This window comes from Singulisphaera acidiphila DSM 18658 (assembly GCF_000242455.2).
Classification (GTDB): domain Bacteria; phylum Planctomycetota; class Planctomycetia; order Isosphaerales; family Isosphaeraceae; genus Singulisphaera; species Singulisphaera acidiphila.
Window position 1 is genome coordinate 6,680,517 of the sequence record NC_019892.1, and the last position, 26,574, is coordinate 6,707,090.

General features: G+C 62.2%; 19 protein-coding genes and 2 tRNA genes. 7 read left to right on the forward strand and 14 right to left on the reverse strand.

The window, feature by feature from the left end; translation table 11 throughout:
- Positions 1–8: 8 nt before the first annotated feature.
- The 3 genes from thiL to SINAC_RS26275 form a co-directional block, all read right to left on the reverse strand.
- Positions 9–968, reverse strand: a complete 960-nt coding sequence (gene thiL, locus SINAC_RS26265) for a thiamine-phosphate kinase (protein WP_015248602.1) — start codon at positions 966–968, stop codon at positions 9–11.
- Positions 965–2,110 (reverse strand): glycerate kinase, encoded by a 1,146-nt coding sequence (locus tag SINAC_RS26270; RefSeq protein ID WP_015248603.1) that lies wholly within the window; start codon positions 2,108–2,110, stop codon positions 965–967. Before SINAC_RS26270 ends, thiL begins: the two co-directional genes overlap by 4 nt.
- A 222-nt stretch (positions 2,111–2,332) precedes the next feature.
- Positions 2,333–2,572: a carbon storage regulator gene (locus SINAC_RS26275; protein ID WP_015248604.1), complete on the reverse strand. Its 240-nt coding sequence runs from the start codon at positions 2,570–2,572 to the stop codon at positions 2,333–2,335.
- Positions 2,573–2,888: 316 nt separating this feature from the next.
- Between SINAC_RS26275 and SINAC_RS26280 the strand changes: the two genes are divergently transcribed.
- Positions 2,889–5,447 carry a hypothetical protein gene (locus SINAC_RS26280; RefSeq protein WP_015248605.1) on the forward strand — a complete coding sequence of 853 codons (2,559 nt, stop codon included), beginning with the start codon at positions 2,889–2,891 and terminating at the stop codon, positions 5,445–5,447.
- Positions 5,444–6,466 (forward strand): N-acetyl-gamma-glutamyl-phosphate reductase, encoded by a 1,023-nt coding sequence (gene argC / locus SINAC_RS26285; protein ID WP_015248606.1) that lies wholly within the window; start codon positions 5,444–5,446, stop codon positions 6,464–6,466. Before SINAC_RS26280 ends, argC begins: the two co-directional genes overlap by 4 nt.
- Positions 6,467–6,745: 279 nt before the next feature.
- Here argC and SINAC_RS26290 read toward each other — a convergent pair whose 3' ends face one another.
- The 7 genes from SINAC_RS26290 to polA form a co-directional block, all read right to left on the reverse strand.
- Positions 6,746–8,770 (reverse strand): M13 family metallopeptidase, encoded by a 2,025-nt coding sequence (locus SINAC_RS26290; protein ID WP_015248608.1) that lies wholly within the window; start codon positions 8,768–8,770, stop codon positions 6,746–6,748.
- A gap of 332 nt (positions 8,771–9,102) precedes the next feature.
- A complete protein-coding gene (locus tag SINAC_RS26295; RefSeq protein ID WP_015248609.1) occupies positions 9,103–10,479 on the reverse strand; it encodes a 30S ribosomal protein S1 in 1,377 nt (458 codons plus the stop codon).
- Between the two features lie 42 nt (positions 10,480–10,521).
- Positions 10,522–11,193, reverse strand: a complete 672-nt coding sequence (locus SINAC_RS26300; RefSeq protein WP_015248610.1) for a DOMON domain-containing protein — start codon at positions 11,191–11,193, stop codon at positions 10,522–10,524.
- Positions 11,194–11,258: 65 nt separating this feature from the next.
- Positions 11,259–11,777, reverse strand: coding sequence for a 6,7-dimethyl-8-ribityllumazine synthase (ribH, locus tag SINAC_RS26305; protein ID WP_015248611.1), 519 nt, complete (start codon positions 11,775–11,777; stop codon positions 11,259–11,261).
- Between the two features lie 135 nt (positions 11,778–11,912).
- Positions 11,913–13,385: a transcription termination factor Rho gene (gene rho, locus SINAC_RS26310; RefSeq protein ID WP_390553821.1), complete on the reverse strand. Its 1,473-nt coding sequence runs from the start codon at positions 13,383–13,385 to the stop codon at positions 11,913–11,915.
- A 726-nt stretch (positions 13,386–14,111) separates the two neighbouring features.
- The gene (gene coaE / locus SINAC_RS26315) at positions 14,112–14,918 is read right to left on the reverse strand and encodes a dephospho-CoA kinase (protein WP_015248613.1); all 807 of its coding nucleotides are present in this window, start codon (positions 14,916–14,918) and stop codon (positions 14,112–14,114) included.
- A 540-nt stretch (positions 14,919–15,458) separates the two neighbouring features.
- Positions 15,459–18,158 (reverse strand): DNA polymerase I, encoded by a 2,700-nt coding sequence (gene polA / locus SINAC_RS26320; protein WP_015248615.1) that lies wholly within the window; start codon positions 18,156–18,158, stop codon positions 15,459–15,461.
- A 412-nt stretch (positions 18,159–18,570) separates the two neighbouring features.
- Between polA and SINAC_RS26325 the strand changes: the two genes are divergently transcribed.
- A complete protein-coding gene (locus tag SINAC_RS26325; protein ID WP_015248616.1) occupies positions 18,571–20,166 on the forward strand; it encodes a coiled-coil domain-containing protein in 1,596 nt (531 codons plus the stop codon).
- Positions 20,167–20,372: 206 nt separating this feature from the next.
- On the opposite strand, the gene SINAC_RS26330 is transcribed toward SINAC_RS26325, so the two are convergent.
- On the reverse strand, positions 20,373–21,521 hold the full coding sequence (locus tag SINAC_RS26330; protein ID WP_015248617.1) for a citrate/2-methylcitrate synthase: 1,149 nt from the start codon (positions 21,519–21,521) through the stop codon (positions 20,373–20,375).
- A 480-nt stretch (positions 21,522–22,001) separates the two neighbouring features.
- The gene (locus SINAC_RS26335; protein WP_015248618.1) at positions 22,002–22,595 is read right to left on the reverse strand and encodes a GbsR/MarR family transcriptional regulator; all 594 of its coding nucleotides are present in this window, start codon (positions 22,593–22,595) and stop codon (positions 22,002–22,004) included.
- 395 nt (positions 22,596–22,990) lie between these two features.
- On the opposite strand from SINAC_RS26335, the gene SINAC_RS39155 reads away from it, so the two are divergent.
- Together SINAC_RS39155 and SINAC_RS26340 are read left to right on the forward strand one after the other, a co-directional pair.
- The gene (locus tag SINAC_RS39155; protein ID WP_015248619.1) at positions 22,991–23,155 is read left to right on the forward strand and encodes a toxin-antitoxin system HicB family antitoxin; all 165 of its coding nucleotides are present in this window, start codon (positions 22,991–22,993) and stop codon (positions 23,153–23,155) included.
- Between the two features lie 178 nt (positions 23,156–23,333).
- Positions 23,334–23,406, forward strand: a tRNA-Asn gene (locus SINAC_RS26340).
- Positions 23,407–23,515: 109 nt separating this feature from the next.
- On the opposite strand, the gene SINAC_RS26345 is transcribed toward SINAC_RS26340, so the two are convergent.
- A complete protein-coding gene (locus SINAC_RS26345) occupies positions 23,516–24,541 on the reverse strand; it encodes a DUF1559 domain-containing protein (protein ID WP_015248620.1) in 1,026 nt (341 codons plus the stop codon).
- 638 nt (positions 24,542–25,179) lie between these two features.
- On the opposite strand from SINAC_RS26345, the gene tadA reads away from it, so the two are divergent.
- Both tadA and SINAC_RS26350 read left to right on the forward strand, forming a co-directional pair.
- Positions 25,180–25,707, forward strand: coding sequence for a tRNA adenosine(34) deaminase TadA (tadA, locus tag SINAC_RS38220; protein ID WP_015248621.1), 528 nt, complete (start codon positions 25,180–25,182; stop codon positions 25,705–25,707).
- Positions 25,686–25,772, forward strand: a tRNA-Ser gene (locus tag SINAC_RS26350). The genes tadA and SINAC_RS26350 overlap by 22 nt, the downstream gene beginning before the upstream one ends.
- Positions 25,773–26,070: 298 nt before the next feature.
- On the opposite strand, the gene SINAC_RS26355 is transcribed toward SINAC_RS26350, so the two are convergent.
- The gene (locus tag SINAC_RS26355) at positions 26,071–26,538 is read right to left on the reverse strand and encodes a BON domain-containing protein (protein WP_015248622.1); all 468 of its coding nucleotides are present in this window, start codon (positions 26,536–26,538) and stop codon (positions 26,071–26,073) included.
- Positions 26,539–26,574 lie beyond the last annotated feature (36 nt).

Consider the following 26,574-nt stretch of genomic DNA (forward strand, 5'->3'; position numbering starts at 1 on the left):
ATTTTCAATTACTGATGAAGGTGGTCGAACCCCCGGGCATGAATCGCGATGAGCTGGCCGTCGCGAGTGCGCAGCCAGAGTCCCGGTTCACCCTGGACTTGACCGATGCGGTGGACGACGGCCGGGCGGGGAGGAGTCGCGATGAGTCGTGAGGCGTCGTCGGGGGCGACCACGACGCAGAGCTCGAAGTCCTCGCCGTCGTTGAGGGCATGGTCGAGCGGCGAGCGTGCATCGCTGTCGCTCAGGCTGGCCGCATCAGGATGGATCGGGATCGCGTCGGCGTCGAGGATCGCTCCCAGGCCGCCACTCTCCTCGAGGATGTGCCCAAGGTCCGACGCAAGGCCGTCGGAGATATCGATCATCGCGTGCAAAGGGGCGGCCTGATGGAGGGCCAACGCTTCGAGGAGCCTGGGCTGAGGTCGGAGGTGCCTTCCCGACTTGAGGCTGCCGCCGAGTGGTCCGGTGACCAGGATCGCGTCCCCCGGGACGGCTCCAGAGCGCCGTACCGGGCCTCTCGCAGTGGTCTCACCGAGAACCGTGATGCTGATCACGAGCGGGCCGTCCCAGGCGTTCGTGTCTCCGCCGACGAGATCGACTCCAAAACGTTCGGCCAGGGGAGCCATTCCGGCGTGGATCCCCTGCGCGAGCGCAACTGCGTGGGCCTTGGGTAAGGCGACCGCCACGACGGCCGCGACCGGGACTCCGGCCATCGCCGCGATGTCTGACAGGTTGACCCCGAGCGCCTTGAAGCCAACGGCCTCCGGCCCGTCCTGGTCCAGGCGAAAGTGTCGCCCGTCCATCAGCATGTCGGTCGTGACCAACCAGTCCGAGTCAGGCGAAGGGCGGACGATGGCGCAATCGTCACCGATGCCGAGTACCGTGCTCTGGCCGGCCTTTGCCTGGCGTCGGATCCAGTCGATCAGGGAGAATTCCCCGGTCGGCGGCCTGGGGTTGAGTGGAGCAGTCACAGGGGCCGTCTCCGCCCGGCGAGGAACGCCCGCATCGCCTGTTCGGCGGCCCGCTCGAGGAGGGGTTCGCCCTGGGCGATCGCGTCGTCGAGCGCGATCGGGGCAGGGCAGAGGCTGAAGTAGGCGTCGATGCCCTGATCGAGGACCGCCTCGGCTCCCGGCCCGATCGAGCCCGCCAGGGCAATCGTCGGGCAGCCGAGCGAACGGGCTAGGCGAGCCACGCCGACCGCCGTTTTACCGAAAGCGCTCGAGGCGTCAATCGCCCCCTCGCCGGTCAGGCAGAGGTCGGCCTCTTTGAGCCGGCTTTCCAGTCCGACCGCGCGAATCACGAGCGTGATCCCCGGCTCCAGTTTCCCTGCCGCGAAGGCAACGAGACCTCCCCCCAGACCGCCGGCTGCACCCGCGCCGGGGAGGTCGCGGATCGTGCATTGCAAGTCGCGTTCGATGACTTGGGCAAAGTGGTCGAGATTTCGATCCAAGATCGAAACCATGGCTGCGTCGGCCCCTTTCTGAGGGCCGTAGACCGCAGAGGCACCGTGAGGGCCACAGAGGGGATTGTCGACGTCGCAGGCCACCGCGATCTCGACGTCGTCGAGCGTTCGATTGCGCGTGCTTGGATCGATCCGCTCGAGGCGGTCCAGTCCACCACCACCAGGTTCAATCTCGCGACCTGCTGCATCAAGCAGGCGAAAACCGATGGCTTGGGCGAGCCCTGCACCACCGTCATTGGTTGCACTACCGCCGATGCCCACAATGATTCGACGAGCGCCGGCGGCGACAGCAGCGAGAATCAACTCGCCGGTCCCTCGCGTCGAACTTCGCAACGGGTCGCGCGACTCGCGAGTGAGGAGAACCAGGCCCGAAGCCGACGCCATCTCAACGACGGCTGTGGTGCCATCGCCGAGTAATCCGAAGCGTGCCGTGACGGGAGTACCCAAGGGGCCCGTGACAACGGCCTCACAAAACGACCCGCCGGTTGCCTCCACAAGGGCATCGACGGTTCCTTCGCCGCCGTCGGCCATGGGGACAGGGTCGATCGACGCCTGAGGGCATGCCTTCGCGATCCCACGAGCTATCGCTCGGGCGGCCGCGAGGGCCGACAGGCTTCCTTTAAACTTGTCGGGGGCTACCACGACCCGCATCGGCTCGTCCGCTCGGTCTTTGTGAATCTCGATCTCATGTGAGTCTTACGATTCACACGATACCGGAAACGACACGGGGACTCCAACCATCTCGACCCCATCTCGGGATCGACGGGCCAGTACCGCACCATTCGGAAGGGACATTAGAGAGTCGAGGTGGAGTGACGCGGATGCAGTGTGGAACGGCGTAGGAAGAGTGCGCCGGCCTTTTTTTGCTTGGCGTCAGGCCACGTCTGCGTTCAGCGAGGGCTCGTTCTCCGACTCTTGATTCCCTTCAAAGTCAAGATCGAGGTCGAATGCAAGATCAAGGTCGAGCGGGACGATTTCCTCGCGATAGACCGTCACGTCGTTGGGGGCTTCGATGCCGATCCGGACCGAGTTGCGATCGATCTTCACGATCGTGATCCGGACGTCCTGCCCCACCTTGACCCGTTGACCGAGCTTCCTGCTCAGTACCAACATGGCTCACTCCTCCTTGAGGATATTCAGAACCGGAAAAGCCGAAGTTGACTGGCCACAACGAGAGAGACTTCAAAGCACCTGTCATGCCAGGTTTGACGATTTTGCCGATTGAAAGAATGGGTGAAAGTCGCAAGTCTTTGCTGAATCGTTGGTTGAATCTTTGTAAAGGATCGTGAGGTCGCCCTTCCGAGGGTTGTCTATGTAAGATTGTCGGTCTTGATTGTAAGTTTTTCCTTCAGGTTTGAGAGAAAACGACTACAAGGATGCCCCGATTCGTGTCAATCGTTCTCCTCATGACGTTATCCGGGAGCGCCGAGTGAAGTTTCGACTGTCGGAAACAGGACGTACCACGACGATCGCCGTCAGCTTGCTCTGTCTCGGGCTCGTCGCCTGGCTCTGGCCAATTGGGTTCGGGGGAGAGATGCCGGTCGGGGGCGACGTTACCCAGTTTTCGCTCGGGCTGATGGCCGTGCTTCGCGACTCGCTCCGCTCCGCCCGGCTCCCGGTCTGGAACGACCATTGGGGGTACGGTTTTCCTGGCCTGGCCGAGAGCCAGATGGGGGTCTATTACCCGCCTCACTGGGTGTTTTACGGCCTGCTCCCGCTGGAGGTGGCATATACCGCGAGCCTGCTTTTTCACACGATTTTTGGAGGTCTGGGAACGTACTGGGCTGCACGCCGGTTCGGCGCGTCGCCCGTGGGGTCTGCTCTCGCCGGCTTCGCCTGGAGTGCTTCCGGGTTCTTCCTCATCCATCTGCCGCACCAGTGGGGGTACACGGTAGGTTCGTGGATGCCCTGGGCGTGGGGGCTTGCCTGGCTCATCGTTCGTAATGAAGGGACCTGGCGTACTCCCTTCCTCCTGGCCATCGTCCTGACCCTGCAGATTCTTCCCGGCCATTTCCAACTGGCCTTCTACACGGAGGTTGGTGTGCTCCTGCTGGCGCTGGCCGGCGTTTCCCGAGGCCGGCGGGCCTGGCAGGGGCCTCTTAGGGTCGGCTTGGCGATGCTGGCGGTTGTCCCTCTGGCGGCGCTCCAGGTGGTTCCGACCGCCCGCCTGGCCCATCTCGCCGCGTCCGCGCGCGACTTCGACTACCTCTCCGGGTTTTCCGCGACGCCCCTTCATCTGGTGAGTTATGTGGCGCCGGGGCTCTTTCATCGCTCTCCGCTCTGGCGTCCGCTTGCCTGGGATCCGTTTCATACGTCGCCGGAGGAGTATCTCGGCTACATCGGCCTTGTCCCGCTCTATCTCGCTTTCGTGGCAATCTTCCGAGGTTTTCGCCGCGACCCGGCAGCCAGGGCCCTGGCCTTACTGGTTCTCGTGACGGTTCTCTTGAGCTTTGGGCCTTATGTGCCTGGATTTCGGCTTCTGATCCGGCTCCCCGGCTTCTCGTTCTTTCGGGCGTCGGCCCGTTGGTCGCTGGCGACCGGGCTGGCACTCTCGCTGCTGGCGGGAAAAGGTTTTGATGCCTGGCAAGTGTGGCGTCGTACCCGAATTTCTCTCGCCGGGTTTGTCGGCATGGCTGTAGTGGTCCCCTTGTTGATCTTGCTGGTGCTGGAACTGGCGCTGGTGAGTTCGCAACCGCAAGGCGGGTCGGGGATCGCGGCGATCGTCAGTCGGACCCTGAACTCATTCTCCGTGGCCCGTGTCTTTGCGGGAGAGGGGGATGACGATCCGAATCGCCGGCCCGAGGCGAATTCCTCATCCCTGGAAACTCTAAGGAGGCTTGCCCGGACGCCGCAGGACGATCTTCGGATCCAGTCGGCGTTGGCGCGGCAGAACCGACCCTGGCGCAGCGCGACGGATCGGACGTTCGAGAAACAGCGGTTTTCGATCTATCGCCAGGAACTGGGAATGTCTTCGATCTTGCTGCTTGTACTGTTGGTGATCGCACCGTTCGCGGGGCGGACCCGGTTATTCGCGGCTGCACTGGTCGGTTTGACGGGGCTTGATCTTTGCCTTGCGGGGCGGCATCGCTTGACGGACCTGGGGCCGATTCGACCGCTGGTGGAACAGAGTCCTGTGCTCGCCCGCCTTGCGGCGGAACGGCCGGGGAGTCGAACGGCCGACTCGTTGCGCAACATGCCGATGGTCGCAGGCGTGGCGCCGATCCTCGCGTACCGCACGCTCGATCTGCCCTGCTTGGCGGAACTGACCCACGTCGCTGTCGGTCCCCTCGGTCTTCCCGGCCGGGACCCGACGATTGCCGAAGCCCTGCGGATCTGCGGTGTCTCGACGCGTGTGCTCGACCCGTTTGAGACCCTTCAGTGGCAAAGCTCGTCCTCCCACCTTCCTGGATGGGAGGTTCGCGAGACCGTGGAGGATGCGACGCTTGCCGGCTGGCTCTATTCTGCCGCCTGGGTGGCCCAGCAAGGGCCGCGTGCGACTCGCTTTTCCCTGCTACGCCCCCAACTCGCGCCGGGCCAAGCTTGGCGGATCCCCTTGACGACCGCACGAAGAGCGGAGATCCTGGAATCCCGCGCGAGTCAGACGGAACACGTTCTTGCAACCCTCCGTGACGCCTCTCCGTTGCCGGTCGAACGAGTGAGCCCGACACAGGTCAAGGTGACGCTCGACGTTACCGGACCTTCGCTCGTGGTTCTCTCGCAACTGGCCGATCCGCAGTGGCGTGCCCGCTGGGTCGGCCCTGAGGGGGAGAGAGAGGCCCCCATCAGGCCGATCTTCCCTGCGAAGAATGACGTGGGCTGGCAGGGGGTGGAAACACCCGACTCAGGCCGCTGGACTTTGCGGATGGACTACGAGGCGCAGGACGTTCGACTCGGCCTGATCGTCTCGGCGACCGCCTGGGTTGGTGGCGTCTTCGTTTATATTCTCACTTCACGATTTGCGAAACAAACGCGGGGTCACTCAATATGACGGGTGTGGCGATTGTCGGAGCTTCGGGATACGCGTCGCGGGAACTGATCCGTATTCTTTTGAACCATCCCGGCGCGGAGATCCGCGTGGCGACCTCACGCCAGGACGACTCGCCTCGGGTCGATGCGCTGCACCCGAGCCTGGCGGGCCGGATCGACCTCGCCTGTGAGCCGTTCGATGCGGATCGACTAGCCGAACGCGCTCGCGTGGCCTTTCTGGCGCTGCCGCACACGGCGAGCATGGCTGTCGTCGCGTCACTCCGGGAACGGAACGTCCGGGTCATCGACCTGAGCGCGGACTATCGGCTGACCGATGCGCAGATTTATGCCGATTGGTACGGCCACACCCACACCGATGCCGTCGGCCTGAAAGAGGCCGTGTACGGGCTTCCGGAACTCTATCGCGAGTCGATCCCGCCGGCCGGTCTGATCGCTAACCCAGGCTGTTACACCTCGACAAGCATCCTGGCGCTGGCCCCTTTGATCCGCGAGAATCTCGTCGAGCGGACCGGGATCGTCATCGACGCCAAGAGCGGAGTCTCCGGCGCGGGTCGTTCGCCGAAGTTGTCCACCCACTTTCCCGAGTGCAACGAGAGCTTTTCCGCCTACAACGTCGGCAAGCACCGCCACACGCCCGAGATCGACCAGGTCCTCACCGACGTCGGCTGCGCTCAGGGAGACCCGGTCGAAGTCATCTTCACCCCACACCTGGTCCCGATGGATCGCGGTATCTTCGCCACGATCTATGCGACGCCCCGGGGACCTGTCGTCGAGCACGACCTGCTCGACCTCTATCGGTCCTTCTACAAGCAAAGCCCATTCGTCCGGGTCGTGAGTCACCTGCCCGCGACCAAGGAATCGGCATTCACTAACTATTGCGATATCACCGTGCGTGTGGTGCGTGGCAAGGTCGTGGTTCTCGCCTGCCTCGATAACCTGATCAAAGGCGCGTCTGGTGTCGCCGTCCAGAACTTCAACCTGATGTTTGGACACCCGGAGACCACGGGGCTCGCACTTTAATCCGTAGTTCTCGGAAAGGCTTCATCCCGTCTTTTGCATTTGTATCGCGCTGAAGAGGGGCATCTCCTAAGCGGATTTTGATGGGTGAGTCCATCCCCATCCGGCACCGCACGGAGATGCCCCGATGACTGACGCGACGCCGCCGCCCCAGAGCGTGGCGGGTGGACGAGGGCTCGTTTTTCGGCCTGCCCTGCCCGTGTCATGCTTGCTGCGTCCCTTGTTTCTGTTCCCGGGATGGAACTTCGTCCATCCCGGGCGCGCGGCGGGGGTCGGGTTGGCTCACCAGATCCGGACGCGGCGGTCAGGGGGGAGATAGAGCTTGTCCCCTTCCTTGACGCCGAATGCCTCGTAGAACTCGGGCATGTTGCGGATCACGCCGTTGCAGCGGAACTCGGTCGGCGAGTGGGGGTCGACGGCCAGGCGGCGGATCAACTCGGCGTCGCGGGTCTTCGAGCGCCAGACCTGCGCCCAGCCGACGAACAGGCGCTGGTCGCCGGTCAGGTCGTCCAGGGTCGGGGCGGGCTTGCCGTCCAGGGCGATCCGGTACGCCTTGTGGGCGATGGTCAGGCCGCCGAGGTCGCCGATGTTCTCCCCGATCGTGAGCGCACCGTTGACGTGCTGGCCGGGCAACTGGGCGGGCTCGAAGGCGTTGTACTGCTCGATCAGGAGCTTGGCCCGCTTGTCGAACTCAGCGCGGTCGGCGTCGGTCCACCAGTCGTTGAGGTTGCCCTCGCCGTCGTACTTCGACCCCTGGTCGTCGAACCCATGACCGATCTCGTGTCCGATCACGGCGCCGATGCCGCCATAGTTGACTGCGTCGTCGGCGTCGATGTCGAAGAACGGGGGGCGGAGGATCGCCGCCGGGAAGACGATCTCGTTCATCCCCGGGTTGTAGTAGGCATTGACCGTCTGCGGGGTCATGAACCACTCGTTGCGGTCAACCGGTTTCGAGAGCTTCGCCAGCTCGCGCTCCGTCTCGAACGCGGCCGAGCGGCGGACGTTGCCGATCAGGTCGTCACGGCGGATTTCCAGCTTGGAATAGTCGCGCCACTCGTCGGGGTAGCCGATCTTGGGGGTGAACTTGGCGAGCTTCTCGATCGCCTTCTTCTTGGTCTCGGGGCCCATCCAGTCGAGTGACTCGAAGTCGCGGCGGTACGCCTCGATCAGGTTGGCGACGAGCTGCTTCATCCGCGCCTTGGCGGCGGGGGGGAAATGCTTGGCGACGTAGATCTTGCCGATCGCCTCGCCGAGCATCCCCTCGACGGTCGCCACCCCGCGCTTCCATCGGGGCCGGTTCTCGGTCGTGCCGGTCAGGGTCTTGCCGTAGAAGTCGAAGCTCTCGTCGACGAACGGTTTGCTCAGCATCGGGGCGTAGTGGTGGACCACGTTCCAGGCGAGCCAGGTCTTCCAGTCGGCGAGCGGGATTTCGTCGAGGTCCTTGGCGAACGCGGTGAAGTAGTCGGGCTGGGCGACCACGACCTCCTCAACACCCTTCGCTCCGATGCCGTCGAAAAACGCGGGCCAGTCGAAGCCCGGGGTCAGCTCGACCAGGGCCTTGAGGTCCTTCTTGTTGTAGGTGAGCGTGTCGTCGCGGCTCTTGACGCGGTCCCAGTGGCTCTTGGCCAGGCGGGTCTCCAGCGCCATGATCGTCTTTGCCGAGTCCTCAGGGTCGGGCAGGCCGGCCAGCTTGAGCATCCGGGCGACGTGGAGGACGTAGGCGTCGCGCTTCTCCTGGAACTTGGGGTCGCGATAGTACGACTCGTCGGGCAGGCCGATGCCGCTCTGGCCCAGGTAGATGATGTAGCGGTCGGACTTCTTGGCGTCGGTGTTGACCCCCGCCGAGAACAGGCCGGTGACGCCCGCCTTGCCGAACTCGGCCAGGGCCTTGACCAGGGCCGGCTTGTCGGCGATGGCCTTGACCTTGGCCAGGTCCTCGGCGATCGGCGTGGCACCCAGGGAGTCGACGGCAGCCTCGTCCATGAAGCTGGCGAACAGGTCGCCGACCTTCTTGGCTTCGGGGGTCTGCTCCCCTTCGCCCTTGGCGGCGGCTTCGATCAGGACACGGAGGTCGGCCTCAGCCTGGTCGCGGAGCTTGTAGAATGCGCCGTCCTGCGGTCGGTCGGCCGGGATCTGCGCAGTGTCGAGCCAGACGCCGTTGACGTGGCGATAGAGGTCGTCCTGCGGGCGGGCGGACTTGTCGACGAAACTCTTGTCGATCCCCGACTTGGTGGTGTCGGCAGCATGCAGGGGCAGGGCCGTCGCGATCGAGGCCAGCACAGCAGCGGCCCAGGTCAGTCGTCTCATCTCGATGCGTCTCCGGAATGCGAAGGGTCAGGGCCCGCGCCGGCGGATGGCGCGGGCGCATGCTCGTCTCGCCACTCAACAGGCACGCATCAATAAAAAGATCGGCTTTTTTTGTGCCGGATCCCTTCATCGGTGCGTCGCGGAGCAGAGAGATCTGGTTGTAGAAGATCTCTCCGAAACCATCATGGCCTTGAAACGGCCCCGGGAGTCGATTCGGAGCCGTAGGCGGCCCGCCCGCATTCTTGTTTTTTTGAATCTCATTGGAAACAAGACCGGACGACGCAGAGCCGGTGGCGTGGCTTGCGTCGTTCGGCCTTGTTATTGGCTGCCGTTTACTCTTTCGGGCTCAAGGAGAAGAGACCGCCTTCGCCGGTGCCCGGGCCGCTCTTCCCTCCCTTGAGGGGGATTTTGCGAGCCGGCTTCGGGGTGGCAGGTGCCTCGTCTTCTTCCTCCTCCGCTACTTCCACGACCGGCGTGACGGTCGGGAGCGGGCGAAGGGAGAGCGCGATCTTCTTGGCCTCGGCCTCAATCTTGAGGATGCGGACCTCGACCTCTTGCTCGGGCTTGACGATGTCCGTCACGCGGCGGACCCGGCTCGGGGAAAGCTCGGTGATGTGGATCAGGCCTTCGATGCCGGGCTCGAGCTCGACGAACGCGCCGAAGTCCATCAGCCGGGTCACTCGACCCGTGACCACCATGCCGCGTGAGTAGGTTTCTCCAATTCGGTCCCAGGGGCTGGGCGTGAGCTGCTTGAGGCCGAGGCTCACCTTCTTCGTCTGGCGGTCGAGCTTGAGGATCTTGACCTCAACCTCCTGGCCGACCTTGACGAATTCGCCTGCGTTGGAGATTCGGCTCCAGCTCATCTCGCCGACGTGGAGCAGGCCGTCGACACCGCCGATGTCGACGAACGCGCCGAAGTCTTTGACCGAGCGGATGACCCCGTGGCGGACTTGCCCTTCTTCGAGCACGGCCCAGGTCTTTTCCCGCTGCTCTTCGCGTTCCCGCTCGAGGAGCTCGCGGCAGGAGACGACCAGATTCTTCTCGCGCTGGTTGGCCTCGGTGACGACGACGCGGAGCTTCTGGTTGATGTAGACCGACGCATCCTCGACGCGGTTGATGCTGATCTGGCCGATCGGCAGGAAGCCGCGGATGCCGTCGACCTCGACGTCGAGTCCCCCTTTGTTGGTCTTGGTGACCCGGGCTTCGACGATCAGGCCCTTGCGCAGGTTTTCCCAGTTGGCCTCGACGGCCGCGCCTTTTCTCGAAAGAATCAGCAAGCCTTCATCGGTGTCGAAGTGGTCGACGACCACCTCGATCATTTCACCCGGTTGGGGCAAGGCGTCCTCGAACTGGTCGACGGGCAAGACCCCTTCGCTCTTGGCGCCCAGGTCGACGAAGATGCTCTTGCCGCGGATGGCGATGACTTTACCGGTCTGGGGGCCGGATCGGCTCTCCTGACCGCGCTCGCCGCCGGCCAATTTCTTGCGTTCGCCGGCCGCCTGGGATCGAGGCGTGGCGACGTCGAATTTCGACGCGTCGAAGCCTTCGAGCGCGGCTTCCAGTTCGGCCTCGAGCTCGGCGTCCCATTGCCGCTTGAGCGGGACTTCGTTGGCAGGCCGCTGGGGGGCTCCCTGCTTGGAGGCGTCGAGCGCCGCGTCGAGGGCGTCGTCGATCTTCGTATTGGAATTCCGAAAGTTCGTGTCGGCCATGAGAGAGTCCATCGTGCAAAATGAGACGGCCCGAAGGAAGGCCTAATCACGCAATTCCAACGTCGTCCAGAGGCTCGGGTTTTCGCCCACGGGGAACTCGCGACCGACCCCGAGGAACTGGTCCTCGCGGTCGTGGTCAGTCACCTGATAAGCGAAGCCGAGCCGTCGGTTGGTTTCGGGGTCGAAGCCCTGGAGTGCTTCGGCGGGGAGGAACAACTCGATCCGCCACCCTTGTTTCAGGCGCTCGGCACGGGCAGAGAGGATTTCGGGCCGGCAGATTGGGGCATCGGCGACCGCGCGAGCGATCGGCCGCTGCGTAACCTCAACGCCAAGGGCCGACCGAGCATTGCCCCGGACGAGCCGGACGCTGAAGCGATGGCAAAACCGGGTGGCTCGGCTCACGTTCCGCGTGTCTCGTGTATCAATCCAGACTTGTAGACCATGCATCCCCTCTGCCTCTTCGCCTGTGGCGATGGGGGAGGGGGCGGTCGATTTTGCGGTTTCGACCTGGATGGCCAGTCCGCCCGGGTTCCAAGCGATCCGGACGTCGGCCCAGGACGGCTTGTTGTCAAGCGTTGAGATTTCCGGCAGGGAACAACTCGCGTCGAGCCCAAGAAGTCCCCCCTTGGCACCGGTCTTCGGGAGGCCGGAGACCTGACGGCAAGGTACGGACAGCCGGAACCAGAAGGCTTGGGGTAGTAAAGGGGTCGTCATCTGGGATCGCTCCCTCGATCGCGCCTGCTCCTGCCTCAGAGGCGGTGCCGGGGCGTCGGCTCCGTTCACGTCAACTTGCCCTGGCTCGAGTCGTCCCGGCGCAGGGACGGGTTACCGGCCGGGGAAATCTTCCCCAGTAAGTTAACCATCTCGATGGCGGAAAGGGCAGCCTCAGCCCCCTTGTTTCCTGCTTTCAGGCCCGCGCGGTCGAACGCCTGCTCGACTGACTCGGTGGTCAGAACGCCGAAAATCACGGGGATTCCGGTCGTCAGCCCGGCTTGCAGGATGCCTGACGACGTCTGGCCGGCCACGTGGTCGTAGTGCCCGGTCTCGCCGCGAATGATGCAGCCGAGACAGATCACCGCGACGTAACGGCCGGATTCCGCCAGCCGGCGCGCGACGAGCGGGATCTCGAATGAACCGGGGACCCAGGCGACGTCGAGGTTTTCGTCCGGGACGCCGTGACGGACCAGGCCGTCACGACAACCGGCCAGAAGGGCTTCGGTCACCAGGGAGTTGAACCGCGCGACCACGATCGCGAACCGGCCGGTGGGTGGAGAAAAATCTCCGGCGAAGATTGTCATTGGGAAGTGGGCGTGCTGGAGGTTAGGTCGGCTCGATCATCAATTGCGGTGAAAAAAAGGGAACCCAGAACCCGTTTCCCAAAATAAGGAGGAGAGGAACCGGGCTCCCTTTTCCATTCTAGCCGCTCACATCGCTTACGAAAGGTTCATGCTCATCAGGAACTCGGCGTTCGTCTTGGCCTTGCGCATCCGGCCCGTCAGCAGTTCCATCGCCTCGACCGGGTTCATGTCGTTGAGAACGCGGCGGAGGATCCAGACCCGACGGAGCTCTTCGGGATCCATCAGCAGTTCTTCGCGGCGCGTGCCTGAACGATTGACGTCGATCGCCGGCCAGACCCGCTTGTCGACCAGGCGGCGGTCGAGGTGGAGCTCCATATTACCGGTGCCCTTGAACTCCTCGAAGATGACGTCGTCCATCCGGCTGCCGGTATCGACCAGGGCGGTGGCCAGGATCGTGAGGCTTCCCGCCTCTTCGATCTTGCGGGCGGCCCCGAAGAATCGCTTGGGCTTCTGGAGCGCGGAGGCGTCGATACCGCCGGTCAGGATCTTGCCCGAGTGCGGGGCCTCGGTGTTGTAAGCACGGGCGAGCCGGGTGATCGAGTCGAGCAAGATCACCACGTCGCGGCCGTACTCCACCATCCGCTTGGCTTTCTCGATGACCATCTCGGCCACCTGAATGTGCCGCGAGGCGGGCTCATCGAACGTCGAGCTGATGACTTCGGCGGTCGGCCCTTTGACCGAACGCTCCATGTCTGTCACTTCTTCAGGCCGTTCGTCGATCAGCAAGACCATCACGTAGGCGTCGGGGTGATTGGTCAGGATGCTGTTGGCGATCTTCTGGAGCAGCATCGTCTTGCCGGTCCGCGGCGGTGCGACGATCAGGCCGCGCTGGCCTTTGCCAATCGGCGTGACCATGTCGACGACCCGCATGTTGATCTCATCGCTGCCGGTCTCGAGCTGGATGCGCCCGAGCGGGTGCAGCGGCGTGAGGTCGTCGAAGCCCACCTTCTCGCTGAGCTTGTCGGGGTCTTCGTAGTTAATTGCCTCGACCCGCAAGAGGGCGAAATAACGCTCGTTCTCTTTGGGCGGCCGGATCTGGCCGGCGACGATCGCGCCTGTCTTCAGGCCGAAGCGGCGAATCTGGCTCGGCGAAACATAGATATCGTCGGGGCAGGGGAGGTAGTTGTAGTCCGGGCTCCGCAGGAACCCGAAGCCGTCGGGGAGAACTTCGAGGGTTCCCTCGCCGAACATCAGGCCGTTCTGCTTGACCCGCTCTTTGAGGATCTTGAAGATCAGATCCTGCTTTTTCAGACCGGTGTACTCGACCACCCCTTCGGACTTGGCCGTCCGGATTAACTGGGGCATGGTCATCTTCTGGAGCTCGGTGAGGTGGATCTCACCGCGCTTGATGTCCTCATAGCGGTCGTGGATCGCGACGTCGCCGAAGACGTCTTCGTCGTCTTCAGGTCCGAAGCCGGGCGCCTGGGGATTCACCAATGCCTCGGCGATGGCCGCGATCGGCTCGCGCTCAACCCGGCTCGGGGGACTGTAGTCGCGGTCGCGGTCCCGATCTCGGTCACGGTCCCGATCTCGGGCCGTCGGCGGAATCTCTCGTTCGCTCCGATCGCGGCTCGGGACGTTGGTCTCGTGATCCCGGACCCGTGAAATTCCGGTCGCTTCGCGTTCGCTGCGGTCGCGGAGCCGTTCCCGGACCGGCAGCCCCGCTTCGCCGCGTTCCGCCCGCTCGCGAATCGGTTCGCGGTCTCGGTCACGCTCGCGGTCGGGGCGGATGAAGCGGATCGGCTCGCGGTCGGCGGGCCGTTCCTGAGGATAGGGCTCACGGTCCCGGTCCCGGTCTCGGTCGCGATCGGGCCGTTCGCGATAGTCTGTTCCTGCGCCCGTGATTTCGGGCGTATCGGAGTGGGAGACGGGGGGGACCGGTGGTGTCGAGTTGTTCTCATCGGCGGCCGCCGAAGCGGGGGGCTGGCCCCCGGGAGGAAGGGGAGCGGCCTTACGAATGCGGGACGTGCTGGAGGACTCCCGGCGGGGGCGAGTCTCGTTGGCCATGGCGATCGAATCTCCTCGTTCGTTCAGTCTCACGAAATCAACGGCCTGCCCTCGAGCTACGGTTGTGCTCGAAGGGCCAAACCGACCGTGGGGCGGACTTCAGATCGTCCCACCGCACGGGTGAAGAGGGTCAGCTTGGGCAGGCGAATCTGTCCAAAAAATCAGGGCTTCAGGTCGGTCACGTAAAAAGCAAAAGAGAGACCAAAGGGTCGAAGTCATCCGGCTCGCCCGTGACCAGACGAGAGGGAGGAACCGTACTCAACTTCGTCAGGCGCCGGCCGACGGGCCGGAATCGGAAGAAGAGGACGAGCGTGGGTTCGAGGGGCGACCAGACCCAGGCGAGCTTGGGCGGTCAGAGCGAGGCGATCCGCCTCGTTTGTGTACTGAGGCGATCTTCTTGTCCCAGAAACGATTCACCTCCTCTTTGAGGCGATCGAGACCGCCATCGTTGACGAGGACCAGATCGGCTTGCCGCCGTTTCTCTTCGGGGGCCGACTGCGCCCGCTCCCGGAGGGCCAACTTCTCTTCGGTCCAGCCTCGGGTTTCCACGAGGCGGGCGAGCCGCTGTGGCCGGGGGGCGTCCACATAGAGCACGATGTCGCACAGCGAATCCCAACCGGCCTCGAACAGGATGGCGGCGTCGAGTACGACGGCGCTCACCTTGCCCTGCCGCTGAGCGCGGGCGATTGCTTTTTCAAAGGTTACCTGCATCCGTGGGTGAAGGATGGTTTCCAGGTCGCCCAGCAGGGCCGGTTGCGCGAAGACGAGCGCGCCCAGGATCCCGCGGTCAATCGACGGTGGGCTCTCCGGGTCCGTTTCCGACGCCGGGGCGAGGATGCTCGTACCGAAGCGATCGACCACCTGTTCGCGAACGGGGCGCTGGGTGAGCAGGGAGTGGCCCACGGCATCGGCGTCAAGCACCAAGGCACCACGCTCGGCCATGAACGCGGCCACCTGGCTCTTGCCACCACCCATCTCGCCGATGATCCCGATCACAGGAACCTGCCCATGCTTCCAGGGGCCTTGCGGTGGCCCGGGACGGTTCCTTGGGTAGGCGCGAGTGCGTGATTTCATGATGATCCTTGAGCCAACTTCAGCCGACAGCGCTCGTTCGAAAGGAGTTCGAATCGCCAGAGGCAAAACAGACCGATGAGGCAATCCTGAACGTATCAGTAAGTTAAGTCGTGCGAATCATCGTGCCGGGACAAGGCCCGGCAACGTCGCATGAGCGCGATAATTACGCATTCTCAAATCTTGTCATTGAGGGAACGAGTGAATGTCCCAAGGGAAGAGTTTTAGATCCGTTCAGATCCAGTTGGGCGGGTCCCCGACGGTGTCACGTCGTCGAACCTTGCCGCTCGAGACGTTCATTGGCTCGCACAGGCCGTTGATGGGAGGGATCCGGTATCCGCGAAAGGGGCATTGACGAATGCAAGAGCGGATGACAGACAGACGAACTATTTATACTCCATTCACACGGGTGCTGCAACGGCATTCGGACTTGGCCACACGATTTTCCTCAGATCTCGAGGGAATTTCTTCCGCTTAGGAAATCTCTCGGGCCGATTGTGCCGTCACGTTCACCTTGGTAGGGGTAAAAGGTGACGATCTACCTCAGTTCAGGTTCAAGGGCTGGACGTCCAGCCAGTTGGGGCCGACGGCGAGGTCGACCTTGAGGGGAACATCTAGCGTCAAGGCGCCGGTCATGGCGTCCCGAACGAGCGGGGCGAGTCTGGCGATCTCCTCGCTGGGGGCTTCAAAGATGAGTTCGTCGTGGATCTGGAGCAGCATTCTCGCCTGGAGGCCCTGGGTGCGAATCTCCCGGTCGACGACCAACATCGCTCGTTTGATCAGGTCGGCGGCCGACCCCTGGATCACAGTATTGACCGCCGTGCGCTCAGCCACGTTGCGGTTGTGTCCGGTTGTATTCTTGATCCCATTGATCGGCCGGCGGCGTCCGAGAATCGTCTCCACTCGCCCGCTGGCCAGCGCGGTTTCGAGGGTTCGGGTGATGAAGGTATCGACGCCTTCGTACTCCTGGAAATACGCTTCGATGAACGCGGCGGCGTCGGTCTGGGAGATGCCGAGCCGGCCCGCCAGGCCGTACGGGCTCAGGCCGTAGAGCACGCCGAAGTTGACCGTCTTGGCGACTCGCCGCATCGCAGAATCGACGGCAGACTCGGTGACACCGAAGATTCGCGAGGCGACGACCCGGTGAATGTCGTGGTCATCGGCGAAGGCCTGGCGGAGCGCGGGGTCGCCGGAAAAATGGGCGAGGATCCGCAATTCGATCTGCGAGTAGTCGGCCGTGAGCAACGACCACCCCTCGGCGCCTGCCACAAACGCCTGGCGGATCTGCCGACCGTCCTCAGTTCGAACCGGGATGTTCTGGAGATTCGGGTCGCTCGAACTGAGCCGTCCGGTGGCCGTTACCCCTTGGTTGAACGACGCATGAACCCGACCGTCGCCGGGATGGACCAGGCCTGGTAACGAATCAAGGTAGGTGCTCTTGAGCTTGGCGAGCTGGCGATGCTGGATCAGGAGCCGAGGGAGCGGATGCTTCGCGGCCAGCTCTTCGAGCACCTCCTGGGCGGTGCTTGGCTCACCGCCGGGGGTTTTCTGGAGCGATGGAAGTTTCAACTCCTCGAACAAGACCTGGCGGAGCTGCGGGCCCGACCCGATGTTGAACGAACGCCCGGCGAGCGTGTAGATCTCCGCCTCAATCGTGTCCAGCCGGTCGCCGAACTCTTTGGAGAGGCGGCTGAGCAAGGGGACGTCGACCTTGATTCCGGCCGTTTCCATCTTGGCCAGAACGGTGATGAGTGGCCGCTCGAGCTCGTCGTAGAGGGGCCAAAGCCCCTCGTCTCGCACCTTCGCGGCCAGGATCGCCTCGAGCCGCCAGGTTGCGTCGGCATCCTCGCCGGCATAGTGCGCGACGCGGGCGACCTCAACCTGGTCCATAGTCTTCTGCGTTTTCCCTTTGCCGATTAGCTCCGAGATCGGCACCATCGTGTGGTCGAGGAAGCGGTGGGCGAGCTGGTCGAGGTTGTGGTTGCGTTCGCCGCTTTCGAGCAGGTAGCTCAAGACCATCGTATCGGTGATCGGTCCGCCGATCTCGATCCCGTAACGGCTGAGCACGAGCATGTCATATTTGAGGTTCTGCCCGATCTTCTCGCTCGAGACATTGGTGAGGGCAGGGCGGAGCGACTCAAGGGTAGCCGCGACGTCGAGGTGCTTGTCCCACATTGGTCCGCGGACCGGGAGATAGTGGGCGACCCCTTCTTTCCAACTGAACGCCAGGCCGACGAGATCCGCGCGGAGCGGGTCGATCGCGGTGGTTTCGGTATCCACGCAGAATCGAGGCTGCTCCGTTAATTCCGCAACGAACTCACGGAGCAGCTCGGGCGTATCAACGATGCGGTAATCGGTCTCCCAGACCGGTTCGGGGACCTTTTCGTCTTCGGGAAGCTCGGTGAGGAAGCGGTGAAATCCGCTCTCGATGCAGAGCGTTTTCAGGAGCTTGGTGTCTGGCGCTGTGGTTTTGAGGCTTTCCCAATCGAGCTCGAGCTGCAAATCTTCGCGGAGGACGATCAGGCTCCGGGCCATCCGCGCGGTCTCGGCGAACTCGCGGAGGTTTTCCTTCCGTTTCGCTCCCGAGACTTTATCCACGTTGGCCAGCAAGGTCTCGAGGTCGCCGAACTCTTCGAGAAGCTTGGCTCCTGTTTTAAGGCCGATGCCGGGAATCCCTGGGACGTTGTCCGCAGTGTCGCCGGTCAAGGCGAGGAGGTCGACCACCTGGTCGGGGCGGATGCCCCAGTCTCCCTTCAACCCAGCGACGTCAAGGAATTTTTGCGTTCGAAGGTTGAAGATCCGAACATGGTCGTTGAGCAGTTGGCGGGCGTCCTTGTCGGCCGTGCAGATGACGACGTCGAGCCCTTGTTCCTCCGCGCGCCGGCTCACGGTCGCGATCACGTCGTCGGCCTCGACCCCCGCCTCCATGAGCACTGGGACGCGGAACCCGTCAAAGACTCGGCGGATCACCGGAATTTGGGGCACAAGCTCCTCGGGCATGGCCGAGCGCTGGGCCTTGTATTCGGGAAAGAGGTCGGAGCGGAAGACCCGCCCCGCGCCGTCGAACGCGGCGGCCAAGTAGTCGGGCTTGCGCTCCCTGACCAGGTTGACCAGGTCTCGGAAAATGCCGAAGACCGCCTGGGTCGGCTGTCCCGCGGGCCCTGTCATCAGGGGGATCGCGTGGAAGACCTGGTAGATCAACGAATAGGCGTCGAGAATATAGAGAGTCGGCCTGGGTTTCATCGAGAAATGAGACGTGGTTCGGGGATCAAGAGGGTCGTAGAGGGACGCGGTCGACCAAGTCGACGGGGGGAGATATCGGTTCGATAGGGAGCAAGACAACAGGGAGGTAGAGACCGATTCAATCGAGTTTCAACGGTAATCGGACAGCCTGGCGCTGTCAAGTCGCCGAGGGTCGGACGACCCAGCAACAACCCAGACCCCCTGGTCGTTTTCTTTTGACTGATTGGCATTTGGCCTTTACAATCAAAACGGGTCGGAACTTTTCTGTGGATTGCGCGTCGAAGTTCTCAGAGAAATTGTCGACTTTCCGAGTTTGATCCAGCACGCCCCTTCCCATGTGACATATTTTCTGCAAACCGGCGGATCCCCAAGCGCAGTTCGCGAACGGTCCGATCGGCGGGAGACTTCACCCATGGCTGCAGCTAACGAGTCTCAGGGGCTCAAAATCGCCGTGGCGGCCTTCGTGTCGCTCACCGTGATTCTGGCCGTTACGTCTTACTTCCTCTATTCCAACTACGATCAGACCTTTCAGAAACTAACCGCCGCCGAAGAGAAGGCGCGAACGGCGACGAAGACGGCCGACGAAGCGACTCGGCAGTCCGAGGATCTGCAGAAGGCCATCGGCACTCGCGCCCTCGAGTACGAGGCCGTGAAGACCGAGATCACCAACGAGCGCAAGAAGATTGACGAAGACCTCGCCTCGATCGGGCCGATGGTCGTGGACATGGTCTCCAAGGTCCAGGCCGCCGGGGGCTCCAATCCCGCACTCGACGAGGTGAAGACCACTGCGGTGAACCTTTCCTCGGCCTACACCAACGAGCCGAACAAGACGTTTCTGTCCTCGCTTGGCCGTGTCAAGGACATGCTCAAGAATCAGGCCAGGATGACTGCGGTCTTGGCGACCAACTACACCGAGCTGAAGCGAAGTCTCGAGGCGGCGAACACGGTCAACAAGCAGCAGATGGATGTTGTCGTGCAGTCAAGAGACAGCACGAAAGCCGATCTCGAGGGCGAGCAGACGAAGCACGTCCAGGCCCGTGCGGACCTTCACAACAAGGTGACGGAAACCGAAGCGGAAATCGAGAACAAGAGCACCGAAATTGCCTCGATGAAGGCGGAGTCGCGCCAGTATAAGGAGGAGGTGACCAAGAACACCGAGGCCCTCCGACTGACGGTCCGCGACCTTCGCGATGCCAAGGCCCAGACGGAGACCGTTCTGGACCGCCCCGACGGCAAGATCACCTATGTGGATTACAGCCGTGGCGAAGTTCGCACCAACCTGACCTTCGGCATGGGTGCCCGCCCTCAGATGAAGATGACCATCTTCGATAGCGGTTCGCCAGGGATCCCGACCGAGAAGCCGAAGGCGACGATTGAACTGACCCACGTAACCGACAAGTACAGCCTCGCCCGGATTGTCGAGACCAAGAGCCCGATCGACCCGATCCGCGTGAACGACATTGTCTACTCCCCGGCCTGGTCGCCGAACGAGCCGATGCGATTCGCCCTCATCGGCAAGATGGACATCAATCGGGACGGCAAGGATGACCGCGCGGATCTGATCCGGATGATCGAAGCTGCCGGCGGGATTGTCGACTACGACCTTCCCCCGCCCGATGCCGGCAAAGAACGCGGCAAGATCTCCGGATATGACTCTTGGTACGTCATCGATAATCCGGAAGATCGGCCGCCGCTGGTCAACTATCAGAACCGTCGCGAAGACCTGGGAACGGCCGAGCATGCCGAGTTTCTCAAGAAGCGATCCGACGCGATCCGGATTGCCCGCGATAATGGCGTGCGGCCGCTCTTGATCGGTCGGCTCCTGAACTTCTTGGGCTATTCGTACAACGCACCCCCTCGGGGACGTGCTGAGGCCGTCGATAAGGACGCGATGAGGAATTTGCTCCAGAAGCATACGGACGCCTTGAAAGGAAAGGCTCCGGCGGACGCTGAAGCGACCAAGGAAGAAGCACCCATGGAGAAAGAAGAGAAGGAAGACGTGAAATAACGGCCTTCTCTCTTGAGTGTTTCTTAATCCCATGGAAGGTCGCTCGACCTTCCATGGGATTTTCCATGCGCAAAGAGAAAGGACGCTGTTGGTGAGCGTCCTTATCAAATCGAATAAAAAAGGGCTGAGGCGGTAGCTCGAACGCAACCTTCCTCAGCCCGTGGAAATGTCGACGCAAATCCGGTCGTTCGCGCCGTGCACTCGACTTACCGTTGTTCGATCGGCTTGATCTCACGGTTGGGAGGGCCGATGTAGCGAGCCCGGGGTCGCATCAGCCGGTTGTGATCGAGCTGCTCGATCACGTGAGCGGACCACCCGGCGACGCGTGCCATGGCGAAGATCGGCGTGTAGAGCTCAATATCCAGGTTCATGTAGTGGTAGAGCCGTGCGCTGGGCCAGTCGACATTCGGGGGCAGGTTCTTCTGCGAAGTCACCGCTTGCTCGATCGGCTCGGCAATGCGTTCCCAACGATCGTCGCCAACCTCGGCGGCCAGGCGGGTGCAGTATTCCTTGAGGATCCGGGCGCGGGGGTCACCGGTCTTGTAGACGCGGTGGCCGAAGCCCATGATTCGCTCCTTGCGGGCAAGGGCGTCCTGAATCCAACTCTCCGCGTTCTCGGGGGAGCCCACTTGCTCGAGGACCTTCCAGGCTTCCTCGTTAGCGCCGCCGTGAAGCGGACCCTTGAGAGTGCCGATGGCGGCGACGATCCCCGAGTAGATGTCGGAGAGGGTGGAAACCGTCACCCGGGCCGAGAAGGTGGACGCGTTCAACTCGTGCTCGGTGTAGAGCACGAGCGAGAGGTCGAACGCGCGGCGCATGGTTTCGGAAGGGACCTGGCCATTGACCATGTTCAGGAAGTTGGCCGAATGGTCGAGGTCCTCGCGAGGAGCGACCAGGTCGAGCCCTTTGCTGATTCGTTCGCGGTAGGCAACGGCGGTCGCCATCTGGGCGATCATCCGCTCCGCCTTGCGCACGTTCGCAGCGTGGTCGGTGGGAGGCGCGTTGACCTCGGGGTCGTAGTGAGAGAGGACGCTGACGGACGTCCGGAGAACGTCCATGGGGTGGATCGAGCTCGGAATCTGGCGATAGAGGTCGACCAGGGGGAGCGGAAGGGTGCGCGACGAGCGGAGCCGGCCGTCAAATTCGCGAAGTTGGCTGGAGGTCGGCAAATCGCCATGGAGGAGGAGGAATGCCGTCTCCTCGTAGGAGGCGCCGGTGGCCAAATCTTCAATGCTGTACCCGCGGTATTCCAGTCCCCCGGCCCCCTCCTTGCCTTCCACGTTGGCGATCGCCGTCTCGTTGGCGATCACTCCCTCCAGACCTGGATAATACCGATCCACCGACTCAGTGCTCATACACGACTCCGCTCAGGGTGGGCCTAGAAATCGCCGCGCGCGAGGTTCGCTATCGATGCCCGGGCGCTTTGGGAGGGAGACGTCGAGGTCAAGTACCTACGTCTCGTCCGCGGACGGATCAACGAGCGCAGTGGAGTCGACCAATGAAGTCGAGCGCCGACGCGGCAACCGACGTCGAGAGACGTTCGGACTGGCGAGGGGCTTGGATTCGGTGCAACGCCGGACTGCTCGTCCGAGAGCAACCGATGAACGCTCCCTCCCATCGCATTAGTTTAGAGCAATCGGCATCGCGCTTCCATGACCCGTCGAGAAAAGAAACAGCCGACGTTCCCATCGAATCGCACGCAAGCGTTTCGCGGCCACACCATTAGGTTAAGACGGAGGGTCGCGACCCTTCTGTTCCTGTCGCGACATCCTCGAAACTGGAGTTCCTCATTGTCTTATCGGCCGATGCGGCAAGAATTTCTTTCGTGAATCCTGCTAGTCCGCCGGAACCGTCCCATTCGAAAACTCGATGAGATGGCGAAGTTCCTCCAGGTCGTCGGATTCGAGCGTCAGGAGCCGTGAGGCGAGGCCGTTGATCAGCCCGAAGAACTGGCGGAGCGAAGCAATCCGCCCTTCAAGCTCCCGGAGAGCGGGATCGCGGTGGATCGTCTCGACGCTGCGCTCGAGCACGACGAGTGTCGGATCCAACTCTCTCCGTTTGCGCTCGCTGAGGATTCGGCGGAACAAGGTCCAGACGTCGGTCTCCGCCCGATAGAACTCACGCCTCTGACCTTGGCGATGTACCTTGTGAACGACACCCCAGGCCATCAACTCTCTCAAATTCATGCTGACGTTGCCCCGGGAAACTTGCAGCCGCTCCCGGAGTTCGTCCGCAGTCCAGTCGGTCCCCGTAATGTAGAGGAGTGCAAATAGCTCCCCCATGGTCGCGTTGATTCCCCAGGAGCGGGCCATCATCCCCCAGTGCTCGACAAACTGGCGGACCACGTCGTCCGATCGAATGGCGACGTCCGACCCGCTCCGATCGTCGGATAGGCCTGACTCGTCTTCCTCCGATTCGCTCTTCCCCATTGCCATGACCTCGGGAGATGTGAAAGACGGGAATTCTTCTCAGTCCCCCTTTTTTTGATTTCGATTTCCGGCGGGAGAGTCCGAAAAAAAATGTCGGGCAGCGTGTCGTCTCGTCTTTCCAGGGAGAGGGGCTCGTCTGTCCTCCTCGGATTCCCCCCCCATCCCGTCTGATCGTTGCGTTTCGGCGGCAAGTCGCCTCCGGTTATCCCCCCTGACCCACCTAATTTGCGAACTCGATCCTCTTGCGAAGAAAATGTTTTAAAAGCACGCGCAGTTATCGGGTACAATAAGGGAGCATGCCCCAACGCGCGAATTGAGATGCAGCCGTTGAGGGGCTTGACCCAATCCCTTGCTGCATGGTTTCTTCGAGCCCATCGAGCAGAGGAGCCTTATCCATGCCAGAAACCGTCGTTCATTTCCAGATCCGAATGCCCCCCGTCTTGCACGAGCAGCTGGCGAGTTGGGCCAAAGAGGACAAGGCGTCGCTGAATGCCCTGATCGTCGGCATTCTCGAGAAGGCCATCGAGCAGCACGAGGCGAAGCCCGCAAGCAAAGAATAGCCAATCAGTTCGCCGTGACGAAGAGTTTGTTTCTTTCAAGCTCTTCGAAACGCCGAAATCCTGATACGCTAGGCGAGTGAACTTTTGTCTCTTTCTTCTTTTTTTCTTCCCTTTCGTGAGACTCGGAAGAATTGCCCTTGAGCCGAGCCGCTCAGCTCGATATGCTCAGTGGGCCGATTCCCCGATAGCTCAATCGGTAGAGCGAGCGGCTGTTAACCGCTAGGTTCTAGGTTCGAGTCCTAGTCGGGGAGCTTTTTTCGCTGTCTCGCGTGATTTCATGTTCAGAAGGGGCCGTGTTGGCAACAACACGGCCCCTTTTGGCATTTGAGGTTTGCGATTCGGCGGCATCGGCGTCTGACTTCAGAAGGCGTCGGCGGAGATAACCTCGTTCCCGGCGGTTGTCCCCAGAGCCCACCAGACCGGCAGGCTGATCGAGCCTTTGATGAACCGGACCGTGCCGTCGCCAAACAGGACGTTGACCCCTCCGGAGTGGCGGCTAGCGGCCGTGATTGCTCCGCCGTCGCCGTCGGCACCATAGCCGCAGTTTCCGGTATTCGGCGGCATTGTGTGAGTGTATCTGGCCTGGTTCTTGTTGCCGCTGAACCACATGGAACCTTGCGGCCGAATATTCTGCAGCGTCGTCCCCGGCAACTTAGGGTCGAGCGGTTTGCAGGCTGCATTGTAAATGGCCGTCGAGTTCGGGTTTGGCAGAGAGAGTCCCACGATCGAGGAAGAGGGCGTACCCAGGTCGGGAAAGGTCCGATTGTCCGTGGCCGCGCCGCCAATTCCTTTGACCTTCTCGCTGAACGCCGCGGTGTTGCTCAGTCCGTCGACCACGTCGCGGAAGCTGACGATTCGAGCCGTGGTCGTGTTGTTATCCCCACCTCGAAACATCCCATCGGCGCTCGTACTATTGATTCGAGGGTCACTGCCTGAAGCCGCCGCGTAGTTGGTCTTCCCGAATACGCTTGTCAGTCGATCTTGGTCGGAGGGGCAGAGCAGGGTGCCGATCTGAATCCGAAAGGCGGTCGAGTTCGTCAGGTTGGTCCCCTGGAACGGGCCGTCCGGATTGTTCACGTCAGCAAAATTGACCGTGTTGTAAGCCGCCCCTTGCTCGAGGTGGAGCGCAATCATCACCAAAGCCGAGGATCCCATGTTGTTGGAGATCCCACGGTCTGGCCCGCGCCCCCAGGGCAATGAGCCCACGGAACTCTCATAGTTGTGCAGGGCGAGCCCGATCTGCTTCAAGTTGTTGAGGCATTGCATTCGCCTGGCCGCTTCGCGAGCGGCTTGAACCGCGGGCAACAGCAGCGCAATGAGCACGGCAATGATCGCGATGACAACGAGTAACTCAATCAACGTGAAAGCGCGGGGGGGCACTCGCATTGTTTTGCTCCTTTGAATCGTTGAAATGATTCCCTGTCGCCGTCAGCTCCGATTCGCGTCCCAGTCGTCTGATGCAATGAGAGTGCACAATCGGGCAGACCCTTTCCCGACTCACTCCCTGTGGAACGTGTGCGCGAACACATCTTCAGCCCAAGTTAGCATGGGTGAAGACTCGGAAAAAGAAAATGATCTTGAATTCTATCAAATCGTCTTGCCCGCCGTGGCCTCCCCGCGTGACGGCAATGGGCTTGCGAGCGGCGGTATCGATGGAATGGTCAGGCTCTGGGATTTGAAATAATGGCACTCAGCCCAAAGCAGGTGACGGGGCGATCCCCAGACCGGATCCCAGCGGCCGAGGTTTAAGGGGGACACGACCCTCACTCAAGATCGCGGGCTGGGTTGGTGGGAGAGGTTTCCTTCCCAAGGCATCGACGCGGCCCCTGGCTTTCCCAATTTCTCCAAAGGGAAAGTCGCGATGAGGCCAACTCCCCTTGCAAACCTAATCGAGGTCGCTAAAATCATGCGTAATGGTTCAAGCACTGGAGTGAGTCGGGAAGTCTCCGACACGCTCTCCGCAGTCGGTTCGTGCGAGACTCGGTCGTCTCTTTGTCTTTGGATTTTTCCGGCGTCAAAGAGACATGGACTTCGTCGAATCGTCTCTGGGGAACGAAGGTTCTTGGGACCAGGAAATGATGCGCCGGTCGCTGATGCTCGCTCACGAGGCGATGTCAATTGGCGAGGTTCCGGTGGGAGCCGTTGTGGCGCGGGAAGGACGTATCCTTTCCCAAGCCTTCAACTTGCGTGAGACGTTGAACGATCCAACGGCTCATGCGGAACGACTCGCTCTCACTTTTGCAGGACGCGCTCTGGGCACGTGGCGGCTTGAAGGTTATACTCTCTACGTCACGCTCGAACCGTGTCCAATGTGTGCCGGGGCGATCGTTCAAAGTCGGATTGCTCGTGTCGTCTATGGGGCCAAAGACCCCAAGGCGGGGGCCTGCAATAGCCTCTATCGACTTGTGACGGACCCCCGGCTCAATCACCGGGCGAAAGTCACCGCTGGTGTTTTGGCCGAAGACTGTAGTGCTTTGCTCTCGCAGTTCTTCCAATCCAGGAGACCGGCTCGCAAGCCAGAGATTCGTTCGGAGGGGTGCCTGAGTGGTTGAAAGGGCCGGTCTCGAAAACCGGAATAGGTGCAAGCCTATCGTGGGTTCGAATCCCACCTCCTCCGCTGACTGCTGATCATTTGAAAAGAGCCAACCCGGCGAGCCAATGGTGAACACAACCATTGGCCATCGCCGGGTTTTCTCATGGTGCACGACAGGATCGACCACACTTCGCTCGAATGGGATCCGGCGTGCAAGGTGTCCGTTCAAGAGGGTGGATCTGTGGGGCACGCTTGTCTCGAGTGAGCAAGCCGGGTGGTAACGAACCTCTGGCCAAAGGCCGGCGCGGCTTTGGGACCGATGGCTCCGATCACGTCCGGGCCGTCTGAGGCGAGTCGTGAACCTGTGTCGCAATGTCCAGGCTCAGCGAGCCGGTGCTGGGATTGGATCGGGCGAACCGGGAATGATGCGGGTGGGTGGGGCGATCGAGAGTTGGTCGACGACCCGGGTCACCCCCACAGTGTCGGCGGCCAGCGTCACGGCCTTTGTCTTTGCTGTGGAGTCAGCGACAACCCCGCGGAGGACGGCGATCCCGCCGGCTTGCACCTCCAACTCCAGCGTTGCGGTCGTCAGCGACTTGTCCCAGTGAAGCCGGCTGTAAACTCGGGAAACCACCTCCATGTTTTGCACCGAGGTGCGCGTCCGGGCAAATCCGTCGCGGACCGTGGCCCCGGCTCCCTGAACCCCTCGCTTGATCGCTCGACCGGTTTCATCAAGGACCTCGCCCACTTTCTCGGCCGGACTTGGCTGCTGCGCCAGGCTCAGGGCGCTACCGGTTACCACCGACAGACCGAGTGCGGCGGCCGCGAGTCGTGAATTCAAGTGAGTCATGATCCTTCATCCTCTTGCCATTTCCAAAGTGACGGG